Raw genomic sequence first — 19,589 nt, forward strand, 5'->3', positions numbered from 1 at the left:
ACCGTCGTACCGCGAGGTCCGAATACACAGATTAAGATGAGAATGACGAATAAAAGTTCCCTGCTAGTTGCGACCCTGACGCTCGCCCTGCTGAGCGCCTGCACCACCACCCCCAACCAGGCGCCGGTGGTGGAACGCACGCCCAGTGCGCCCCAGCCCAAGCCTGTCACCCCCAGCGAGGAAGCGCAAAAGGAGCGCGATGAACGGGGCCTGTACACCGTCAAGAAGGGCGACACCCTGATCCGCATCGCGCTCGAGCACGGCCAGAGCTACCGCGACCTTGCCGCCTGGAACAACCTGGCCAATCCGGACGATATCAAGGTCGACCAGGTGTTGCGCGTGCAGCCGCCCGACAGCGCCGCCGTGCAGACGGCCGCCGTGGCGATGCCGCCAGCGGAGACCAAGGCGCCGCCAGCGGCCCCCGTGCCCCGCAAGACCGGGCCCAAGGGCGAGAAGCGGCCCTACACGGACGCCACCCTGGCCGAACTGCAGAAGGCTGACGGCGTGGCGCCCGAGCGCGCCGAGCGCACCGAAGTGGCGCTGGTCAAGCCAGCCTCGCTGCCGCCGCCGGCCGCGCCGGCCTTGCCGCCGCTGGGCGCCGACGAGGAAAAACTGAGCTGGATGTGGCCGGCCGACGGCAAGGTCGTGGCCAGTTTCGACGAGGGCAAGAACAAGGGCGTGGACATCGCCGGACGTGCCGGACAGCAAGTCGTGGCGGCCGGTGCGGGAAAAGTCATGTACGCCGGTAGCGGCATCCGTGGTTATGGTAATCTCGTCATTGTGAAGCACAGTAACAGCTTGTTGTCGGCCTATGCCCACAACCGCAGCATCCTGGTCAAGGAGGGCCAGACTGTGAGCAAGGGACAAGCCATCGCGGAGATGGGCGATTCGGACGCCGACTCCGTCAAGCTGCACTTTGAAATCCGCCAGCAGGGCAAGCCGGTCGATCCGTCGAAATTCCTGCCTAACCGTTAGCGTACCGTTATGACACACACGCCGCACGACCCGCTGGATGACGACCCGGCGCCGGATGAATTTCCGGACGAGCCGGGCGACGAGCTCGTCATCGACGCCGTCGACCATGCCGAGGGTCCCGGCGATGGCGAGGCGGCCGTGGAAGTGGGCGCGGTGCTGGAAAGTGTCGACGAACTCAAGAAGGTGCTGGCGGCCGAACTGTCGACCGACACCACCCAGCACTACCTGAACCAGATCGGCACCCGGCCGCTGCTGACGGCGCCGCAGGAAGTGCATTACGCCACGCTGGCCAAGCAGGGCGACTTCAGCGCCCGCCAGACCATGATCGAGCACAACCTGCGCCTCGTGGTGTCGATCGCCAAGCACTACATCAACCGCGGCGTGGTGTTGCTCGACATGATCGAGGAAGGCAACATCGGCCTGATGCGGGCCATCGACAAGTTCGAACCGGAGCGCGGCTTCCGCTTCTCCACCTACGCCACCTGGTGGATACGCCAGAGTATCGAGCGCGCCATCATGAACCAGGCCCGTACGGTGCGCCTGCCGGTGCACATGGTGCGCGAGCTGAACCAGATCCTGCGCGGCAAATACCACCTGGAAGCGCGCCACCACAACGGCAAGGACGCCACCGCCGAGGACATCGCGGAACTGGTGGGCCGGCCGGTGGAGGAGGTGCAGGACATCCTGGCCCTGTCCGAGCACGCCACCTCGCTCGATGCGCCGCTCGACAACGACCCCCAGTCCTCGCTGATGGACATGCTGCCTGGCGACAGCGAGGACAGTCCCGACGCCCGCGCCGAGCATCACGAAATGACGGTGCTGGTGCGCGACTGGCTCACCAAGCTGCCCGACAAGCAGCGCATCGTCATCATGCGCCGCTTCGGCCTGGACAATGACGATCCGGCCACGCTGGAAACCCTGGCCGAGGAAATGGGCGTCACGCGCGAGCGCGTGCGCCAGATCCAGCAGGAAGCGCTGGTCAAGCTGAAGCGGGCCATGGCCGCCCGCGGCGTGGTACGCGACTCCTTGCTGTAACCCTCCCGGCGCACCGTCCGGGCGCCGCTTTCTGCTATCATACGGCCCGCCCTGGCGTCCCGCCGGCCGGCCTGTCCCTCCCTCATTAATTGAACGTTATGCAAGAAAACATCATCGACATCAAGGCGCTCGACATGGATGCGCGCGGCATCGGCCACATCGACAATGAAGACGGCTCGCCGGGCAAGGTGGTGTTTGTCGAAGGCGCGCTGCCGGGCGAGCGCGTCAGTTTTGAGACGTTCAAGAAAAAGAAGAACTGGGAAGCGGCCCGCATGACGGCGCTGCACCGCGAATCGTCGCTGCGCGTCAAGCCCAAGTGCGTGCATTTCGACTACTGCGGCGGCTGCTCGATGCAGCACCTGGAGCCGTCGGCCCAGGTCGCCATCAAGCAGCGCGTGCTGGAAGATAACCTGTGGCACATCGGCAAGGTCAAGGCCGAGACGGTGATGCGTCCCATGTACGGCCCCACGTGGGGCTACCGCTACCGCGCCCGGCTGTCGGTGCGCCACGTGGTCAAGAAGGGCACGGTGCTGGTCGGCTTCCACGAAAAGAAATCGATCTACGTGGCCGACATCAGCAGCTGCCAGATCCTGCCGCCGCACGTGTCGGACATGCTGCTGCCGCTGCGCGCACTGATCGGTTCGCTGTCGCTGTACAACCAGATCCCGCAAGTGGAAGTGGCCGTGGGCGAGGACGTGACGGCGCTGGTGCTGCGCATCATGGGCCCGCTGACGGCCGACGATGAAACCAAGCTGAAAGCGTTCGCCGACCAGTACCAGATCCAGTTCTGGCTGCAGACCAAGGGCCCGGACACGGCCGCCCCGTACTATCCGCTGGGGCCCCAGCTGCATTACCTGCTGCCCGAATTCGGCGTGCGCATGCCGTTCAAGCCGGTCGACTTCACCCAGGTCAACCACCACATCAACCGCGTGCTGGTGCACAAGGCGCTGGGCCTGCTGGAGGTGCAGCCGGAAGACCGCGTGGCCGACCTGTTCTGCGGCCTGGGCAATTTCACGCTGCCGCTGGCCACCCAGGGCCGCGCAGTGGTCGGCATCGAAGGCAGCACCAGCCTGACCGAACGCGCACTCGACAACGCCAAGGCCAATGGCCTGTCGGCCAAGACCTCGTTCTCGACCCGCAACCTGTTCGAAGTGACGGTGGAAGACCTGATCGCGCTGGGCAAGTTCGACCGCATGCTGATCGATCCGCCGCGTGACGGCGCCATGGCCGTCAGCCTGGCGCTGGCCGGGCTGCGTGAAAAGCAGCCCGAGCTGCTGCCCAAGCGCATCGTCTACGTCTCGTGCAGCCCGTCCACGCTGGCGCGCGACGCCAACGTGCTGGTCAACGTGGCCGGCTATAAACTGAGCAAGGCCGGCGTGGTCAACATGTTCCCGCACACCTCGCACGTGGAATCGATGGCGGTGTTCGACCTGGCCTGAACCACTGCATTTGAATGACTAACGCGCCCCACGAGATGGGGCGCGTCGCATTTTTTGATGGCTTTTTTATAATTTTATTGACAGCCGCAGGCGGCTTTGTAACACTGGCGCCATCCCCCAATTCCTGAAGCATGCGCCAGGCCGCCAGTGCTTGTGCACCTATAGCCCGGTGGTGCGACAACCACTGGAGCCGGCATGCCTGTCCTGCGTTCTTTCCTCGCTTCGATCCTGTTGTGCTGCGCGGCGTTGTCACTGCCCCTGTCCGCGCGGGCCGCGCCGGGCGTGCTGTCGTTCTCGCCCAGCGGCGCGGCCAAGGCCGTGCGCCAGGTGCAGGTGCGCTTCAATACGCAGATGGTGGCGTTCGGCGACCTGGCGCTGGCCGACCCGTTCACCATCGATTGTCCCGAAGCGGGCAGCGGCCGCTGGATCGACGGCGCCAACTGGAGCTACGATTTCGTGCGCGACCTGCCCGGCGGCGTGGCGTGCCGCTTCACGCTCAAGCCCGGCCTGAAGAACCTGGCCGGCCAGCCATTGGCCGACACCGCGCCATTCAGTTTCAACACGGGCGGCCCCGCCATCGTGCAGGCCATGCCGCGCGAAGGCAGCATGGCGGTCGACGAGCAGCAGGTGTTCGTGCTGGGCCTGGACGCGCTGCCGCGCGAGGACACGGTGGCCGAACATGCATGGTGCCGCGCGGACGGCATCAACGAACGCATCCCCGTGCGCGTGCTGGCCGGCGCCGAGCGCGATCAGATCCTGGCCCAGCGCAAGGACTTCACGCAACGCTACCTGTCGCTGTACTTCCGCGCGCGCGGCGTGGTGTGGCGCGCCACCACGGGCGTGCGCAGCAAGCGGCTGGAGCAGATGCCCATCGTGGTCCTGCAATGCAAGCGCCGCTTGCCGGCCGATGCGGGCGTGGCGCTGGTGTGGGGCGCCGGCATCGCGGCCGCCAGCGGCATCGCCAACACGCAGGACCAGACTTTGAGTTACAGGACGCGGCCCGACTTCACGGCCCGCTTCAGTTGCGAGCGCCTGCAGCCCAAGGGCGGTTGCATCCCGTTCCTGCCGGTGCGGCTGGCCTTCTCCGCGCCCGTGCGCATGGCCGATGCGCTGGCCGTGCGCCTCACCGGGCCGGGCGGGAAAAGCTATCGCGCCGCCGTCGAGCAGAGCGAGAAGAAGGCGGATTTCGTGGCCGGCGTCACCATCGCCGGGCCGTTCCCGGAGCAAAGCAAGTTGATGCTGTCGTTGCCGCCCGCATTGAAGGACGATGCCGGCCGCCCGCTGTTAAACCAGGCCCGCTTCCCGCTGGCCGTGCGCATGGACGCGCAGCCGCCGCTGGTCAAGTTCCCGGCCCGCTTCGGCATCATCGAGGCGCGCGGCGACCGCATGCTGCCCGTCACGGTGCGTAACGTGGAGCCGGCGCTGGCGGGGAATATGGCGCGCGTCGATGGCGCCGACGTCAAGGGCGCCATGCTGCGCGTGGCCGACCAGCAGGACCAGCAGGTGATGGACTGGCTCAAGCGCATGGCCGAGGGCGTGGACAACTGGGAGCCTGGCGAACTGTATGGCACGGCGCTGGCGCGGCCTGTGCTGGCGGGCGACAAGGACGCCACGGTCAGCCGCTTCACGCTGCCCAAGCCGGGCGGCAAGCGCGCGTTCGAAGTGGTGGGCATCCCGCTGCGCAAGCCGGGCTTTTACGTGGTCGAACTGGCCAGCCCCAAGCTGGGCGCGGTACTGAACGTCAAGCCGTCGACGGCCTATGTCAGCACGGCAGCGCTGGTGACCAATCTGGTGGCGCACTTCAAGCATGGCGCCAGCTCCTCGCTGGTGTGGGTGACGTCGCTCGACAAGGGCCAGCCCGTGGCCGGCGCCCAGGTGGCCGTGCGCGATTGCGCCGGCAAGCTGCTGTGGCAAGGCAAGGCCAACGCGCAGGGTGTGGCCAGCATCACGCAGGAATTGCCGCCGCTGTCCTGCCACAACAACGACGGCTATTTCGTCAGCGCCCGCAGCGGCGGCGACATGACCTTCACGCTGTCGAACTGGAACCGCGGCATCGAGACGTGGCGCTTCAACGTGCCCACCGACGAATTCAAGGCCGACAACATCATCGCCGCCACCGTGTTCGACCGCACCTTGTTGCGGGCCGGCGAGACAGTGCACATGAAGCATTTCCTGCGCCGCCACGTGGAACAGGGCTTGCGCTACGTGCGGGCCAGCGACGATCCGCGCTCCGGCAACCGGGACTGGCGTGCGCGCCGCCTGGGTGCGCAGGACCGGGCCGCGCTGCCGGAGAAGATGTTCGTCATCCACGAGGGCAGCGAGCAAAAATATGAGCTGCCGCTGCGCTGGCGCGACAACGGCACGGCCGCCAATGACTGGGTGATTCCGGCCGACGCCAAACAGGGGTGGTACGAGATCATGCTGGGCGGGCAGAGCGCGGGACGCTTCCGCGTCGAGCAGTTCCGGGTGCCGACCATGAAAGCCATCCTGCAGGGGCCGAAGACGCCGGCCGTGCAGCCGTCCAGCGTGGACCTTGATATGCAGCTCAGCTACCTGTCCGGCGGCGGCGCCGGCGGCGCGGCCGTCAAGCTGCGCACCATGGTCGAACCCAAGAGCGTGCACTTCGACGATTATGACGATTTCACCTTCAGCGCCGGCGACGTGCGGGTGGGCAAGGAAGATGACGCGCCCGTGTTCGACGAGGACGAAGGCGGCTTCGACGACAGTGGCGACCAGCCGGGGCCCAGCGCCGCGCGCACGCGCGAGTTGACCTTGGACCGCGCCGGCGGCGCGCGCGTGGCGCTTGATGGACTGACGCCATCGGCCGTGCCGCGCCAGCTGGTGGCCGAGATGTCCTATCAGGACGCCAACGGCGAGACGCTGACGGCGTCGACCGGCATCGCGCTGTGGCCATCGGCCTACGTGATCGGCATCCAGCCGGACGGCTGGGTGATGAGCCGCGCCGCGCTCAAGTTCCAGGTGGTCGTGCTGGACTTGCAGGGCAAACCCGTGGCCGGCGCGCCGGTCAACGTGGACTACTTCCAGCGCGAGAACTACTCGCACCGGCGGCGCCTGATCGGCGGCTTCTACGCCTACGAGAACAGCAGCGAAGTGAAGGCGCTGGGCGCCGCCTGCGAGGGCAAGACGGACAGCAAGGGCCTGCTCATTTGCGAAGTGAAGGCGCCTGCGGCGGGCAACCTGATCCTGCGTGCCCGCACGCGCGACGACGGCGGCCACGAAGCCGTGACCAATCGCGAAACCTGGGTGGCGGACGGCGACGACTGGTGGTTCAAGGCCACCGACAACGACCGCATCGACCTGCTGCCCGAGAAGAAGCGCTACGAGCCGGGCGACACGGCCAGCTTCCAGCTGCGCATGCCGTTCCGCAGCGCCACCGCGCTGGTGACGGTGGAGCGCGAAGGCGTGATCGACACCTACGTGCGCCAGTTGTCGGGCAGCGCGCCGGTGTTCACCATCCCCGTCAAGCCGCAGTACGCGCCCAATGTCTACGTGTCGGCGCTGGTGGTGCGCGGGCGCGTGGCAGGCGTGCAGCCGACGGCGCTGGTGGACCTGGGCAAGCCAGCCTACAAGCTGGGCATCGCGCCGCTGCGGGTGGGGTGGTCGGCCAATGAACTGAAAGTGCAAGTGCATGCCGACAAGCCGGTGTACAAGATCCGCGAGCGGGCCACGGTGGCCGTCAAGGTCACGCGGCCCGATGGCACGCCCGCGCCGGCCGGCGCCGAGGTGGCGCTGGCGGCCGTCGATGTCGGCCTGCTGGAGCTGATGCCGAACGCCAGCTGGGATTTGCTGGAAGCGATGATGGGCCAGCGCAGCCTGCAAGTGCAGACGGCGACGGCGCAGATGCAGGTAGTGGGCAAGCGCCACTTCGGCCGCAAGGCCGTGCCGGCCGGCGGTGGCGGCGGCAAGGGCGCGGGCCGGGAGCTGTTTGACACGCTGCTGTTCTGGAAGGCGCGCGTGACGCTGGATGCAAACGGCGAGGCCACGGTGCAGGTGCCGCTCAACGATTCGCTGACGGCGTTCCGCATCGTCGCCGTCGCCAGCGCCAACGCCGACCTGTTCGGCACCGGGCGCACGGAAGTGCGCAGCACGCAGGATCTGATCCTGTTGTCCGGCCTGCCGGCGATGGTGCGCGAGGGTGACAAGTTCCACGCCGGTTTCACGTTGCGCAATACGACCGATGGCGAGGTGCAGGTGGACCTGGGCGCCAGCGTGGGCGGCAAGGCGCTGGCGCCGCAGAAGCTGGCGCTGGCGGCCGGGCAGGCGCGCGAGATCGGCTGGGATTATCAGGCCCCGGTCGGCGTGGAGGAATTGCAGTGGGACGTGAGCGCGGCCATCCACGGCAGCGCTGGCGCCGTCGCCGGCTCGGCCGACCGCCTGCGCGTGCGGCAGAAGGTGGTACCGGCGGTCCCGGTGCGCACGGTGCAGGCCACGTTGCTGCAGCTGGAAAAGAGCAGCAACATGACGGTGCGGCTGCCAGTCGGCGCCATTCCCGGCCGCGGCGGGGTGCAGGCCACGTTCAGCGCGCGGCTGGGCAACGAGCTGCCCGGCGTGCGCGAATACATGCGCAGCTATCCGTACACTTGCCTGGAACAGCAGGCCTCGCGCGCCATCGCCTTGCAGGACAAGGCGCGCTGGCAAACGCTGGTGGGCACGCTGCCAGCGCACATGGATGCCGATGGCCTGCTCAAGTATTTCCCCATGATGCTGGAGGGCAGCGACAGCCTGACGGCCTACGTGCTGTCGGCGGCCGATGAAGCGGGCTACGAGATTCCGCCTGAGCTCAAGGGGCGCATGGAGGAAGGCTTGCTGGGCTTCGTGCAGGGCAAGGTGATCCGCGGTTCAGCGCTGCGCACGGCCGACCTGGCGGTGCGCAAGCTGGCCGCGCTGGAAGCGCTGTCGCGCAGCCGTCCGGTGGCCGCGCGCGAGCTGGAATCGTTCACGCTGGCGCCCGATTTGTGGCCCACCTCCGCGGTGATCGACTGGTACCTGATCCTGCAACGCAGCGCCGGCCTGCCGCATCACGCGGAGCGGATGGCGCACGTGCAGCAGGTGCTGCGCACGCGCCTGAACCTGCAGGGCACGACGATGGGCTTTTCCACCGAGCGCAGCGACGACTGGTGGTGGCTGATGGCCTCACCCGACGCCAACGCCAACCGCCTGCTGCTGGCGGTGCGGGACGATCCCGCCTGGCAGGCGGACATGGGACGGCTCGCGCGCGGGGCGCTGGGCCGGCAAGTGCAGGGCCGCTGGCGCACCACGGTGGCCAACACCTGGGGCGTGCTGGCGTTCGATAAATTCACCCGCAAGTTCGAAGCGACGCCGGTGACGGGTATCAGCAGCGCCTCACTGGGCGAGTCGAGCAAGAGCATCGCGTTCGACAAGAACGTGGCCGGCGGTAGCGCCATGCTGTCCTGGCCGCGCGGCGACGGCGAGCTGCAACTGGAACACGCGGGCAAGGGCAAGCCCTGGGTGACGGTGCAAAGCCTGGCCGCCATCCCGCTGAAGAAGCCGCAATCGAGCGGCTATACCATTAGCCGTACCGTGACGGCCATCGAGCGCAAGGCGCCCGGCGTGTGGTCGCGCGGCGACGTGTACCGCGTGCACCTGGACCTGGAGGCGCAGGCCGACATGACGTGGGTGGTGGTGGATGATCCGATTCCGGCTGGCGCCAGCGTGCTGGGCACGGGGCTGGGCCGCGATTCGAAAATACTCAGTGGTGGCGAACAGCGCGCAGGCTGGACCTGGCCCGCGTTCGAAGAGCGCACTTTCGAGGCGTTCCGCGCCTATTACGCCTTCGTGCCGAAAGGGAAGTGGAGCGTCGAGTACACGGTGCGCTTGAATAACGCTGGCCAGTTCTTGCTGCCGCCCACGCGGGTGGAAGCGATGTACAGCCCGGAGATGTTCGGCCAGTCGCCCAACGCGGCGGTGGGGGTGCAGTGATGGGCAGGGCAGGGACCGCGGCCATGTCGCTGGCGGCGGTGTTGGTGATCACGGTCGGCCCCGCGCCGGCGGTGGCCGCGGATGGCGCAGCGACCATGCCCACGCCGGAGCAGGTGCGGGCAACCTATTTGCCATCGGACGCGCAACTGCTGGACCGCCACGGCCAGCCCGTGCAATCGCTACGGGTCAATCTGCGGGTGCGGCGCCTGCCGTGGGTGGCGCTCGACGACATCTCACCGAGCCTGCCGGACGCCGTGCTGCAGGCCGAGGACCAGCGTTTCTACCAGCACGACGGCATGGACCTGAAAGCGATCGGCAAGGCGGCCTGGGACAACCTGTGGCGCAAGCGCGCACGCGGCGCCTCCACCATCACCATGCAGTTGGCCGCGCAGCTCGATCCGGCCATGCGCGCCGGCGCGGCCGGCCGCAGCTGGGGCCAGAAGTGGGACCAGCTGCTGGCCGCACGCCAGCTCGAAGCCCGATGGAGCAAGCCGCAAATCCTGGAAGCGTACCTGAACCTCGTGTCGTTCCGGGGCGAGCTGCAAGGCGTGGGCGCGGCTGCGCGCGGCCTGTTCGGCAAGGCGCCGTCCGGCCTCAATCGGACGGAGTCCGTGATCCTGGCCAGCCTGCTGCGCGCGCCCGAGGCGCCGGCGCGGCAAGTGGCCAGCCGCGCATGCGCGCTGGCGCGCGAACTGCGCATGGCCGACGACTGCGCCGCCATCGAACAAAGCACGGTGCTGGCGCTGAGCCGCCCGGTGCTGGCGTCACCGCTGCCGCCGGCGCCGCAGGTGGCGCGCCAGCTGCTGAAGGACGGCGCCGGGCCTGTGCGCAGCACGCTGGACGGCGACCTGCAGCGCTACGCCCAGGCCGCCCTGCGCCAGCAACTGATGGCGCTGCGCACGCGTAATGTGAACGATGGCGCCGTCGTCGTGCTCGATAACGCCAGCGGCGACATCCTGGCCTATGTCGGCAACGCGGGCGGCAGCGACGTCGATGGCGTGACGGCGCTGCGCCAGCCTGGTTCCACGCTCAAGCCTTTCCTGTACGAGCTGGCGCTGGAGCGGCGCCTGCTCACAGCCGCCTCGCTGCTGGAGGACAGCCAGATCGACATTTCCACCCCATCCGGTCTGTATATCCCACAGAACTACGACAAGGAATTCAAAGGCTACGTGAGCGCCCGCACCAGCCTGGCCAGTTCCCTGAACGTGCCGGCCGTGCGCACGCTGCTGATGACGGGGCTGGACCGTTTCTACGAACGCCTGCACGTGCTGGGGCTGGACAGCCTGACCGAAGGCGCCGAATACTACGGCTACGCGCTGGCCCTCGGTTCGGCCGAAGTGAGCCTGCTGGAATTGACCAATGCCTACCGCACGCTGGCCAGCGGCGGCCTGCAAGGGACGGTCGGGCTGCTGCCCCGGCCTGCGCAGGCGCGCCGCCGCGTGCTCGACGCCGGCGCCAGCTTCATCGTCGGGGACATGCTGGCCGACCGCGCCGCGCGCAGCGTCACCTTCGGCTTGAAGAATGAACTGGCCACCACCGTCTGGAGCGCCGTCAAGACTGGCACCAGCAAGGACATGCGCGACAACTGGTGCCTCGGTTACACGGAGCGCTACACGGTGGGCGTCTGGGTCGGCAATTTCGACGGGCAGTCGATGTGGGACGTGTCCGGCGTGAGCGGGGCCGCGCCCGTGTGGCGCGACGTGATCGACTACCTGCATCAGCATGAGCCCAGCCGCGCCCCGCAGGCGCCGGCCGGCGTGCTGCGGCGCCAGGTCGCGTTCGAGCCGGCGCTGGAAGCCCCGCGCGCCGAATGGTTCCTGGCCGGCACCGAGACGCCCGTGGTGGCCTTGGTCGACGATGGGCGCCGCGCGCCGCGCATCCTGTATCCGGGCCAGTCCAGCATCATCGCCATCGACCCCGATATCCCCGAGGCCAGCCAGCGCGTCACCTTCCAGGCGCAGGCCGGGCAGGGTTTGCAATGGCGGCTGGATGGCGCCGTGCTGGGCCAGGCCGGCGCCGACTACGTGTGGCGTCCCGTGGCCGGCCCCCACCAGCTGGCGCTGGTCGATGCCGGCGCCCGTGTGATCGCCGAAACCCGCTTTCACGTCCGCTAATATCTGCTCAGAAAAACCGTGTTACGTCCCCGATTTTGCGCCATGGAAAAATCGGGGACGTAACACGGTTTTTCTAGGGCGAAAAAAAAGCCGGCGTGGGGCCGGCTTGGGGAGGAGTGCTGTTTCGCTCAGTCGCGGCTGCCGCCGAAGATGCCCAGCAGCTGCAGCAGGTTGACGAAGATGTTGTACACGTCCAGGTAAATGGCCAGCGTGGCGCGGATGTAGTTGGTCTCGCCGCCGTTTACGATTTGCTGCACGTCATACAGGATGTAGGCCGAGAAGATGGCGATCGCGATCACGGAAATGGTGATGGCCAGCGCCGGCAGGCCCAGGAAAATATTGGCCAGCGAGGCGATGATCATCACGATCACGCCGGCGAACAGCCACTTGCCCAGGCCCGAGAAGTCGCGCTTGGACACGGTGGCCACGCTGGCCATCACGGCGAACACGCTGGCCGTGCCGCCGAATGCGGTCATGATCAGGAAACCACCATTGCTGTAGCCGAGCGTGCGCGACAGGATGGGGGTGAGCATCAGCCCCATGAAGAAGGTGAAACCAAGCAGCAAGGCCACGCCCAGGCCGCTGTCCTTGTTGCGCTCGATGCCCCAGATGAAGCCGAACGCGATCGCCAGGAACAGCAGCGCGCCCAGGCCGCCGCCCAGCATCGGCACGTGGAAGGCCACGCCGATGAAGGCGCCCAGCACGGTCGGCACCATCGACAGCGCCAACAGCCAATAGGTGTTGCGCAGTACATTATGGCGGACCGCCTGGCTGCTGCCGGCATAGTCATAGATGTTTTGCATTTGATTCATAGTGCCTCCAATTCATTGGTGTTCATGGCGTGTACAGTGAGCGCCGTGATAAAAGCATAGCATGCCAGGGAAAAAACGCGCAGAATCGCCCTTGGCGCTGGCTTAATTCTAGCTTAAATCCGGCTGAAACCGGCCCGCGCCGCCGACTTGCCTTGCAATATCCGTTAGGTGGGGTGTTCTATGGTAAAATCAAAGGTTGATTGAGTTATCAATACTTGTTTTAAACCTTTCTTTTTATTGGAGTTTTTAAATGGCAATCGAACGCACCCTGTCGATCATCAAACCAGACGCAGTCGCCAAAAACGTTATCGGCCAAATCTACAGCCGTTTCGAAGGCGCTGGCCTGAAGATCGTCGCAGCCCGCATGACCCTGCTGTCGCGCGCTGATGCCGAAGGCTTCTACGCCGCCCACAAAGAGCGCGGCTTCTTCAAGGATCTGGTGGACTTCATGGTTTCCGGTCCTGTCATGATCCAGGTGCTGGAAGGCGAGAACGCCGTGCTGGCCCACCGCGACCTGATGGGCGCCACCGATCCGAAGAAAGCTGAAAAAGGCACCATCCGTGCTGACTTCGCTGAGTCGATCGATGCCAACGCCGTGCACGGTTCGGACGGCGTGGAAGCTGCTGCCACCGAAATCGCTTACTTCTTCCCAGCACTGAACGTCTACTCGCGTTAATTGACGCCTGGCGCGCGCCGCGTGCGGCGCCGCCGCTGATGTACCCCGTTCCCGCCCCGGCGGGGACGGATTGATTGGAATTGCATTGAACAAGATTATGGATACGACCCTCACCAACTTGCTGGACCTGGATCCCGCGCAGCTCATCGCCTATTGCGCCGAGTTGGGAGAGAAGCCGTTCCGCGCCAAACAACTGCAGCGCTGGATCCACCAGTTCGGCGCCGCCGATTTCGACTCGATGACGGACCTGGCCAAGTCGCTGCGCGACAAGCTCAAGACGCGTGCCGAAGTGCGCGCGCCGGCCGTCATCAGCGACCACACCTCGTCCGACGGCACCCGCAAGTGGCTGGTGGACGTGGGCAACGGCAACGCCGTGGAAACCGTGTACATCCCGGAAGACAACCGCGGCACGCTGTGCATCTCGACCCAGGCCGGCTGCGCCGTCAACTGCCGTTTCTGCTCCACGGGCAAGCAGGGCTTCAACCGCAACCTGACCGTGGGCGAGATCATCGGCCAGCTGTGGATGGCCGAATTCGAACTGCGCCGCACCAAGGGCATCGAGCCCGGCCCCAAGGGTGAACGCCAGATCACCAACGTGGTGATGATGGGCATGGGCGAGCCGCTGCTGAACTTCGAACCCACCGTCACGGCCCTCAAGCTGATGCTGGACGATAACGCCTACGGCCTGTCGCGCCGCCGGGTCACCTTGTCGACCTCCGGCGTGGTGCCGATGATGGACAAGCTGTCGCAGGAAGTGCCGGTGGCGCTGGCCGTGTCGCTGCACGCGTCGAACGACGCGTTGCGCGATGGGTTGGTGCCGCTCAATAAAAAATACCCGTTGAAGGAGCTGCTGGCCGCCTGCAAGCGCTACCTGGAATTTGCGCCGCGCGACTTCATCACCTTTGAATACTGCATGCTCGACGGCTTCAACGACTCCGACGAGCACGCGCGCGAGCTGGTGGCCCTGGTGCAGGACCGCCAGCACGGCGTGAACTGCAAGTTCAACCTGATTCCGTTCAACCCCTTCCCGGAATCGGGCTTGTTCCGCTCGAAGAACCCGCGCATCAAGGCCTTCGCCCAGATCCTGATGGACGCCGGCATCGTCACCACCATCCGCAAGACGCGCGGCGACGATATCGACGCCGCCTGCGGCCAGCTGGCCGGTGAAGTCCAGGACCGCACCCGGGTCCAGGAGCGCATGGAAAAGATGGCCGAATACCAGCAGAAGTTCGGCGCCAACTTCGGCAAGATCGTGGAGATCCGTTCCTGATGACACCCCTGGTCCGACGCCGCCGTCCGTTGCTGTCCGCCCTGGCGCTGGCAGCGCTGCTGGCCGGCTGTGCCGCCGGTCCGGGCAATAGTGGCAAGGAGGAGCTGCAGACGGCGTCGGACCTGACCTCGGCCCAGCGCCGCGCCAGCATCCGCATGCAGCTGGCCGTGGGCTACTACGAGCAGGGCCAGTACGCCGTGGCGCTCGATGAAGTGAAGCTGGCGCTGGTGGCCGATCCCCAGTACGTGGATGCCTACGGCATGCGTGCCCTGATCTACATGGCCATGGGCGAGACGGCCCTGGCCGAGGATAACTTCGTGCACGCGCTCAAGCTGGCGCCGCGCAATCCCGATCTGGCCAACAATTACGGCTCGTTCCTGTGCGAGCACGGCCGTGTGCCCGAGGCGCTCAAGCATTTCGAGCAAGCCTTGAACAACCCGGCCTACAAGTCGCCGGACAAGGCGCTGAACAACGCCGGTTCCTGCGCGCTGAAGATCAAGGATTACGCGGCGGCGGAAAAATACCTGCTGCGTGCCTTGCAACTGACGCCCGACCTGGCCGCGACCAACGCCAACCTGGCGCAGGTCTACTACGCGCGGGGCGATTATCCCCGTGCCGGTTTTTTCATTACCCGGCTGGGCAAGTTAGCAAAGATGGAGAGCATGACGGCCGATGTGCTGTGGCTCGCGATTAAAGTGCAGCATAAGCTCGGCGACAAGGACGCGGAAGCTGGCTGGGCGACGCAATTGCGGCGTCACCACCCCGGTTCGGTCGAGTATGCAGCGTATCAACGTGGGGCGTTTGATGAATGAAACAGGGGTACCAATGAATTCAGAGTGGGCTGAACCGCCAAAAGACCAGGGCAGCAACCTGGCCACGCCCGGAGTACAACTGGCCGCCGCCCGCGAAGCGGCCGGCTGGACGATAGAACAGATCGCCGATCAGCTGAAACTGGCGCCGCGCCAGGTGATCGCGCTGGAGAAGGGCGACTATGCGTCGCTGCCCAACATGGCCGTGGTGCGCGGTTTCGTGCGCGCCTACGCCAAAGTGCTGAAGATAGACGCCACGCCGCTGGTGGCCATGATCGAAGTGGTCTCGCCCACCAGCCACGAGGCGTCGCCGCCGCGCCGCGAGCGCTCGCCCACGTTTTCCGAATCGCGCTTCCCGTCGCTGACGGAGCGTTCGTCCAAGCCGGCCGGCTGGATGATAGTCGCTGGCGTGGCCGTGGTGATCGCCGCCGCCGGCGCCTATGCCTATCACGCCGGGCTGATCGCGCCGGGCATGCTGGGGCAGGGCAAGGATGGCGCCACCGTCGCCGCACCGGCCGTGGCCGGGAAGGCCGCCAACGTCACCGCACCGATCGAGACCACGCTGGTCAAGCCGGGCCAGGAGACGGCGCCCATGCAGTCGCCGTCCGTGCCGTTGATTTCCGTGCCGCCGCAAGGTGGCGCGCCGGCCGCCGGTTCGCCCGGCGCTGGCGCTGCCCCGGCTGCGGCTCCTGTCGCTGGTGCTGCGAACGCCGCAGCGCCCGTCACGCCGCCCGCGGCGGCGCCGGCCCCTGTTGCCACCACCGCACCTGCGGCACCGGCGCCTGCACCGGTCGCAGCCCCTGCGCCGGCGGCCGCCAGCGGTAACGCGCTGGTATTGAAAGTGACCCAGGATTCGTGGATTGAGATCCGCCGTCCAGGCAAGTCGCCGCTCATTTCGCGCCTGGTCAAGGCCGGCGCCACGGAGACGTTCGACATCACCGATCCCGCCCTGCTCATCGTTGGCAAGCCGGCCGGCGTGGAAGCGACGCTGGGCGGCGCGCCGCTGCCGCTGCCGTCCGTGGCCGGTGGCACGATCTCGCGCGTGAACATCAAGTAATCCCGTTTTACAGCACACAAACAGAACACCCATGTCTACAACGACTACGCAAACAGCCATTCCTTCCGGTCCGTGCGCGCGCCGCGCCAGCCGCCGCGTGCTGGTGGCCAACGGCGCCCGCCAGGTGTGGGTCGGCGGCGACGCGCCCGTGGTGGTGCAGTCGATGACCAACACCGATACGGCCGACGTGATCGCCACGGCGATCCAGATCAAGGAGCTGGCCCGCGCCGGTTCCGAACTGGTGCGCCTGACGGTGGACAAGCCGGAGGCGGCGGCCGCCGTGCCCTACATCCGCGAGCAGCTCGACAAGATGGAGATCGACGTGCCGCTGGTGGGCGACTTCCACTACAACGGCCACACGCTGTTGAACGAGTATCCCGAGTGCGCCAAGGCGCTGGCCAAGTACCGCATCAATCCGGGCAACGTGGGCAAGGGCGCCAAGCGCGACAGCCAGTTCGCCCAGATGATCGAAGTGGCGGCCCGCTACGACAAGCCGGTGCGCATCGGCGTCAACTGGGGCAGCCTGGATCAGGCGCTGCTGGCGCGCATCATGGACGAGAACGCTGGCCGTGCCGAGCCGTGGAGCGCGCAGGCCGTGATGTACGAGGCGCTGATCACCTCCGCCATCGAGAACGCCGTGCGTGCGGAAGAACTGGGCCTGGGCCGCGACAAGATCATCCTGTCGTGCAAGGTGTCGGGCGTGCAGGACCTGATCGCCGTGTACCGCGAACTGGCGCGCCGCTGCGACTACCCGCTGCACCTGGGGCTGACCGAGGCCGGCATGGGCAGCAAGGGTATCGTCGCTTCCACGGCCGCGCTGTCGGTGCTGCTGCAAGAGGGCATCGGCGACACCATCCGCATTTCGCTCACGCCGGAACCGGGTGGCGACCGCACCAGGGAAGTGGTGGTGGGCCAGGAGATCCTGCAGACCATGGGCCTGCGCAAGTTCACGCCGATGGTGATTGCCTGCCCCGGCTGCGGCCGTACCACCTCGACCACCTTCCAGGAACTGGCCGACAACATCCAGACCTATCTGCGCGAGCAGATGCCGGAGTGGAAAAAGATCTATCCGGGCGTGGAAGCGATGAACGTGGCCGTGATGGGCTGCATCGTCAACGGCCCCGGCGAGTCGAAGCACGCCAACATCGGCATCAGCCTGCCCGGTACGGGCGAGTCGCCGGCCGCCCCCGTGTTCGTGGACGGCCAGAAGGTGGCCACCCTGCGCGGTGAGCGCATCGTCGAAGAATTCCAGACCATCGTATTGAATTACGTGCAGACCAACTACGGCAAGACCGTGGCTGCCTAAGCTAAAGATTAAAAGAAGAGCGCAATGTCCGAAAACAAAAAAGCTGAGAAAATCGTCGCAGTCAAAGGCATGAACGACATCCTGCCGGGTGATGCGCACCTGTGGGAACTGTTCCAGAACACCGCCCAATCGGTGGTGCAGAGCTATGGCTTCCAGCAGATCCGCACCCCCATCGTGGAAAACACGGGCCTGTTCGCGCGCGCCATCGGCGCCGTGACGGACATCGTGGAAAAGGAGATGTATTCGTTCACCGATTCCATGAACGGCGACCAGCTCACGCTGCGTCCGGAAGGCACGGCTGGCGTGGTGCGCGCCGTGATCGAGCATAACCTGGTGTATGAAGGCCCCAAGCGCCTGTGGTACACGGGCCCCATGTTCCGCCACGAGCGTCCCCAGCGCGGCCGCTATCGCCAGTTCTACCAGTTCGGCTGCGAAGCCGTCGGCTTCAATGGCCCGGACATCGACGCGGAACTGATCATGCTGTGCCGCCGCCTGTGGGATGACCTGGGCCTGCAGAACATCCGCCTGGAACTGAACTCGATCGGCGACGCCGAGGAGCGCGCCCGTCATCGCGTGGACCTGATCGCCTACCTGGAATCGCACGAAGCCCTGCTGGACGCGGAAGCCAAGCGCCGCCTGCACAGCAACCCGCTGCGCATCCTGGACACCAAGAATCCGGCCATGCAGGAGATGGTCAACAACGCGCCCAAGCTGCTGGACTACCTGGGCGAGGAATCGCTGGCCCACTTCAATGGCGTGCGCAAGATCCTCGACCACAACAACATCCCGTACACCATCAACACCCGCCTGGTGCGCGGCCTCGATTACTACAACCGCACCGTGTTCGAGTGGGTGACGGACCAACTGGGTTCGCAAGGCACCGTGTGCGCGGGCGGCCGCTACGATCCGCTGATCGCCAGCTTCGGCGGCAAGCCCACGCCGGCCGTCGGCTTCGCGATGGGCATCGAACGCCTGCTGGAACTGATGAAGGAAGAGGGCGAGCCTGAGCAGCCCAACCAGTGCGACGTGTACCTGGTGCACCAGGGTGAAGCGGCCCAGCTGCAGGCATTCGTGCTGGGCGAGCGTATCCGCGATGCTGGCCTGGACGTGATCATGCACGCCTCCACGGCCGCCGGCGCCGGCAGTTTCAAGTCGCAGATGAAGAAGGCCGACGGCAGCGGCGCTGCCTTCGCCGTCATCATCGGCGAAGACGAAGTGGCCAACCACACGGCCAGCGTCAAGGCCATGCGCGCGGCCGAAGGCGAGCAGCAGCAGGCTAACGTGCCGTTCGATGAGGTAGTGGACTTCCTGGTCGACCAGATCACCAGCGACGGCGGCCACTATCACGTGCACGACGAGAACTGCAAGCACTAAGCAGTACCGATAGACCTTCGATTAACCCTTACAACCCCAACTGACCTGAACTCATGGCATACGATCTCGAAGAACAAGAACAACTTGCTTCCCTCAAAGCGTGGTGGAATCAGTATGGCAACCTCACTTCGTGGGTGCTGATCGCAGGCCTGGCCGCCTACTCGGGCTGGACCGGCTGGAACTACTACCAGCGCAGCCAGGCCGCCCAGGCATCGGCCCTGTACGACGAGCTGCAGCACGCCGTCGACGCCAAGGACGCGGCCAAGGTGCTGCGTGCGGCCGGCGACATGGAAAGCCGCTATGGCAGCACCACCTACGCGCCCATGGGCGCGCTGCTGGCCGCCAAGAGCGCGTTCGATGCCAATGACCTGAAATCGGCCAAGGCCCAGCTGCAATGGGCATCCGAGCATGGCGACGAGGAATACAAGTCGGTGGCCAAGGTCCGCCTGGCCGGCGTGCTGCTGGACGAGAAAGCCTATGACGAAGCGCTCAAGGTACTGGCCACCGTCACCGCGCCGCAGTTCGCCGGCGCCGTGGCCGACCGCAAGGGCGATGTGCTGGCCGCGCAGAACAAGCTGGCCGAAGCCCGCGCCGCCTACCAGGCCGCGCTGGACGCGACGGACAAGAAGAACCCCGGCCGCCAGCTGATCGAACTGAAGTTCGAAGCCATCGGCGGCGCCGTGCCCGCGGCCAAGGACGCGGCATAAGCATCTTCGCGAGGACGCGCGCGACAGGCGCGCCGTCCCTCATGCCTTACCTGT

13 protein-coding genes are annotated in these 19,589 nt (G+C 66.4%); 12 read left to right on the forward strand and 1 reads right to left on the reverse strand.

What is annotated here, in order from left to right:
* Positions 1-42 precede the first annotated feature (42 nt).
* From H3H36_RS22705 to pbpC, 5 genes are all read left to right on the forward strand, one after another.
* Complete coding sequence (locus H3H36_RS22705) at positions 43-975, forward strand: peptidoglycan DD-metalloendopeptidase family protein (RefSeq protein ID WP_182220347.1); 933 nt, start codon at positions 43-45, stop codon at positions 973-975.
* A gap of 9 nt (positions 976-984) precedes the next feature.
* Entirely contained in the window at positions 985-2,010 is a 1,026-nt protein-coding gene (gene rpoS / locus H3H36_RS22710) for an RNA polymerase sigma factor RpoS (protein ID WP_182220348.1), read from the forward strand.
* Positions 2,011-2,108: 98 nt separating this feature from the next.
* Positions 2,109-3,449, forward strand: a complete 1,341-nt coding sequence (rlmD, locus tag H3H36_RS22715; protein ID WP_182220349.1) for a 23S rRNA (uracil(1939)-C(5))-methyltransferase RlmD — start codon at positions 2,109-2,111, stop codon at positions 3,447-3,449.
* Positions 3,450-3,644: 195 nt separating this feature from the next.
* A complete protein-coding gene (locus tag H3H36_RS22720; protein WP_182220350.1) occupies positions 3,645-9,410 on the forward strand; it encodes an alpha-2-macroglobulin family protein in 5,766 nt (1,921 codons plus the stop codon).
* Positions 9,411-9,433: 23 nt separating this feature from the next.
* The gene (pbpC, locus tag H3H36_RS22725; RefSeq protein WP_182220351.1) at positions 9,434-11,524 is read left to right on the forward strand and encodes a penicillin-binding protein 1C; all 2,091 of its coding nucleotides are present in this window, start codon (positions 9,434-9,436) and stop codon (positions 11,522-11,524) included.
* Between the two features lie 128 nt (positions 11,525-11,652).
* On the opposite strand, the gene H3H36_RS22730 is transcribed toward pbpC, so the two are convergent.
* Positions 11,653-12,336, reverse strand: coding sequence for a Bax inhibitor-1/YccA family protein (locus tag H3H36_RS22730; protein ID WP_182220352.1), 684 nt, complete (start codon positions 12,334-12,336; stop codon positions 11,653-11,655).
* Positions 12,337-12,586: 250 nt separating this feature from the next.
* Here H3H36_RS22730 and ndk point away from each other — a divergent pair, with 250 nt between their 5' ends.
* The 7 genes from ndk to H3H36_RS22765 all read left to right on the forward strand — a co-directional run bounded on the left by ndk (position 12,587) and on the right by H3H36_RS22765 (position 19,535).
* Positions 12,587-13,012 (forward strand): nucleoside-diphosphate kinase, encoded by a 426-nt coding sequence (ndk, locus tag H3H36_RS22735; protein ID WP_182220353.1) that lies wholly within the window; start codon positions 12,587-12,589, stop codon positions 13,010-13,012.
* A gap of 97 nt (positions 13,013-13,109) precedes the next feature.
* Complete coding sequence (gene rlmN, locus H3H36_RS22740) at positions 13,110-14,282, forward strand: dual-specificity RNA methyltransferase RlmN (RefSeq protein WP_182167024.1); 1,173 nt, start codon at positions 13,110-13,112, stop codon at positions 14,280-14,282.
* On the forward strand, positions 14,282-15,094 hold the full coding sequence (pilW, locus tag H3H36_RS22745; RefSeq protein WP_182220354.1) for a type IV pilus biogenesis/stability protein PilW: 813 nt from the start codon (positions 14,282-14,284) through the stop codon (positions 15,092-15,094). The genes rlmN and pilW overlap by 1 nt, the downstream gene beginning before the upstream one ends.
* A gap of 13 nt (positions 15,095-15,107) precedes the next feature.
* Positions 15,108-16,148, forward strand: coding sequence for a RodZ domain-containing protein (locus tag H3H36_RS22750; protein ID WP_182220355.1), 1,041 nt, complete (start codon positions 15,108-15,110; stop codon positions 16,146-16,148).
* 31 nt (positions 16,149-16,179) lie between these two features.
* Positions 16,180-17,454, forward strand: a complete 1,275-nt coding sequence (ispG, locus tag H3H36_RS22755) for a flavodoxin-dependent (E)-4-hydroxy-3-methylbut-2-enyl-diphosphate synthase (RefSeq protein ID WP_182220356.1) — start codon at positions 16,180-16,182, stop codon at positions 17,452-17,454.
* Positions 17,455-17,478: 24 nt separating this feature from the next.
* Positions 17,479-18,828 carry a histidine--tRNA ligase gene (gene hisS, locus H3H36_RS22760; RefSeq protein ID WP_182220357.1) on the forward strand — a complete coding sequence of 450 codons (1,350 nt, stop codon included), beginning with the start codon at positions 17,479-17,481 and terminating at the stop codon, positions 18,826-18,828.
* 53 nt (positions 18,829-18,881) lie between these two features.
* Positions 18,882-19,535: a YfgM family protein gene (locus H3H36_RS22765; RefSeq protein ID WP_182220358.1), complete on the forward strand. Its 654-nt coding sequence runs from the start codon at positions 18,882-18,884 to the stop codon at positions 19,533-19,535.
* Positions 19,536-19,589: the final 54 nt, after the last annotated feature.

The organism is Rugamonas fusca, from assembly GCF_014042365.1.
Lineage (GTDB): Bacteria > Pseudomonadota > Gammaproteobacteria > Burkholderiales > Burkholderiaceae_D > Rugamonas > Rugamonas fusca.

Excerpts from the sequence above, each read along its gene's own strand:
- H3H36_RS22705 (WP_182220347.1), top strand. The coding sequence starts at position 43 with ATGACGAATAAAAGTTCCCTGCTAGTTGCGACCCTGACGCTCGCCCTG.
- rpoS (WP_182220348.1), top strand. The coding sequence starts at position 985 with ATGACACACACGCCGCACGACCCGCTGGATGACGACCCGGCGCCGGAT.
- rlmD (WP_182220349.1), top strand. The coding sequence starts at position 2,109 with ATGCAAGAAAACATCATCGACATCAAGGCGCTCGACATGGATGCGCGC.
- H3H36_RS22720 (WP_182220350.1), top strand. The coding sequence starts at position 3,645 with ATGCCTGTCCTGCGTTCTTTCCTCGCTTCGATCCTGTTGTGCTGCGCG.
- pbpC (WP_182220351.1), top strand. The coding sequence starts at position 9,434 with ATGTCGCTGGCGGCGGTGTTGGTGATCACGGTCGGCCCCGCGCCGGCG.
- H3H36_RS22730 (WP_182220352.1), bottom strand. The coding sequence starts at position 12,336 with ATGAATCAAATGCAAAACATCTATGACTATGCCGGCAGCAGCCAGGCG.
- ndk (WP_182220353.1), top strand. The coding sequence starts at position 12,587 with ATGGCAATCGAACGCACCCTGTCGATCATCAAACCAGACGCAGTCGCC.
- rlmN (WP_182167024.1), top strand. The coding sequence starts at position 13,110 with ATGGATACGACCCTCACCAACTTGCTGGACCTGGATCCCGCGCAGCTC.
- pilW (WP_182220354.1), top strand. The coding sequence starts at position 14,282 with ATGACACCCCTGGTCCGACGCCGCCGTCCGTTGCTGTCCGCCCTGGCG.
- H3H36_RS22750 (WP_182220355.1), top strand. The coding sequence starts at position 15,108 with ATGAATTCAGAGTGGGCTGAACCGCCAAAAGACCAGGGCAGCAACCTG.
- ispG (WP_182220356.1), top strand. The coding sequence starts at position 16,180 with ATGTCTACAACGACTACGCAAACAGCCATTCCTTCCGGTCCGTGCGCG.
- hisS (WP_182220357.1), top strand. The coding sequence starts at position 17,479 with ATGTCCGAAAACAAAAAAGCTGAGAAAATCGTCGCAGTCAAAGGCATG.
- H3H36_RS22765 (WP_182220358.1), top strand. The coding sequence starts at position 18,882 with ATGGCATACGATCTCGAAGAACAAGAACAACTTGCTTCCCTCAAAGCG.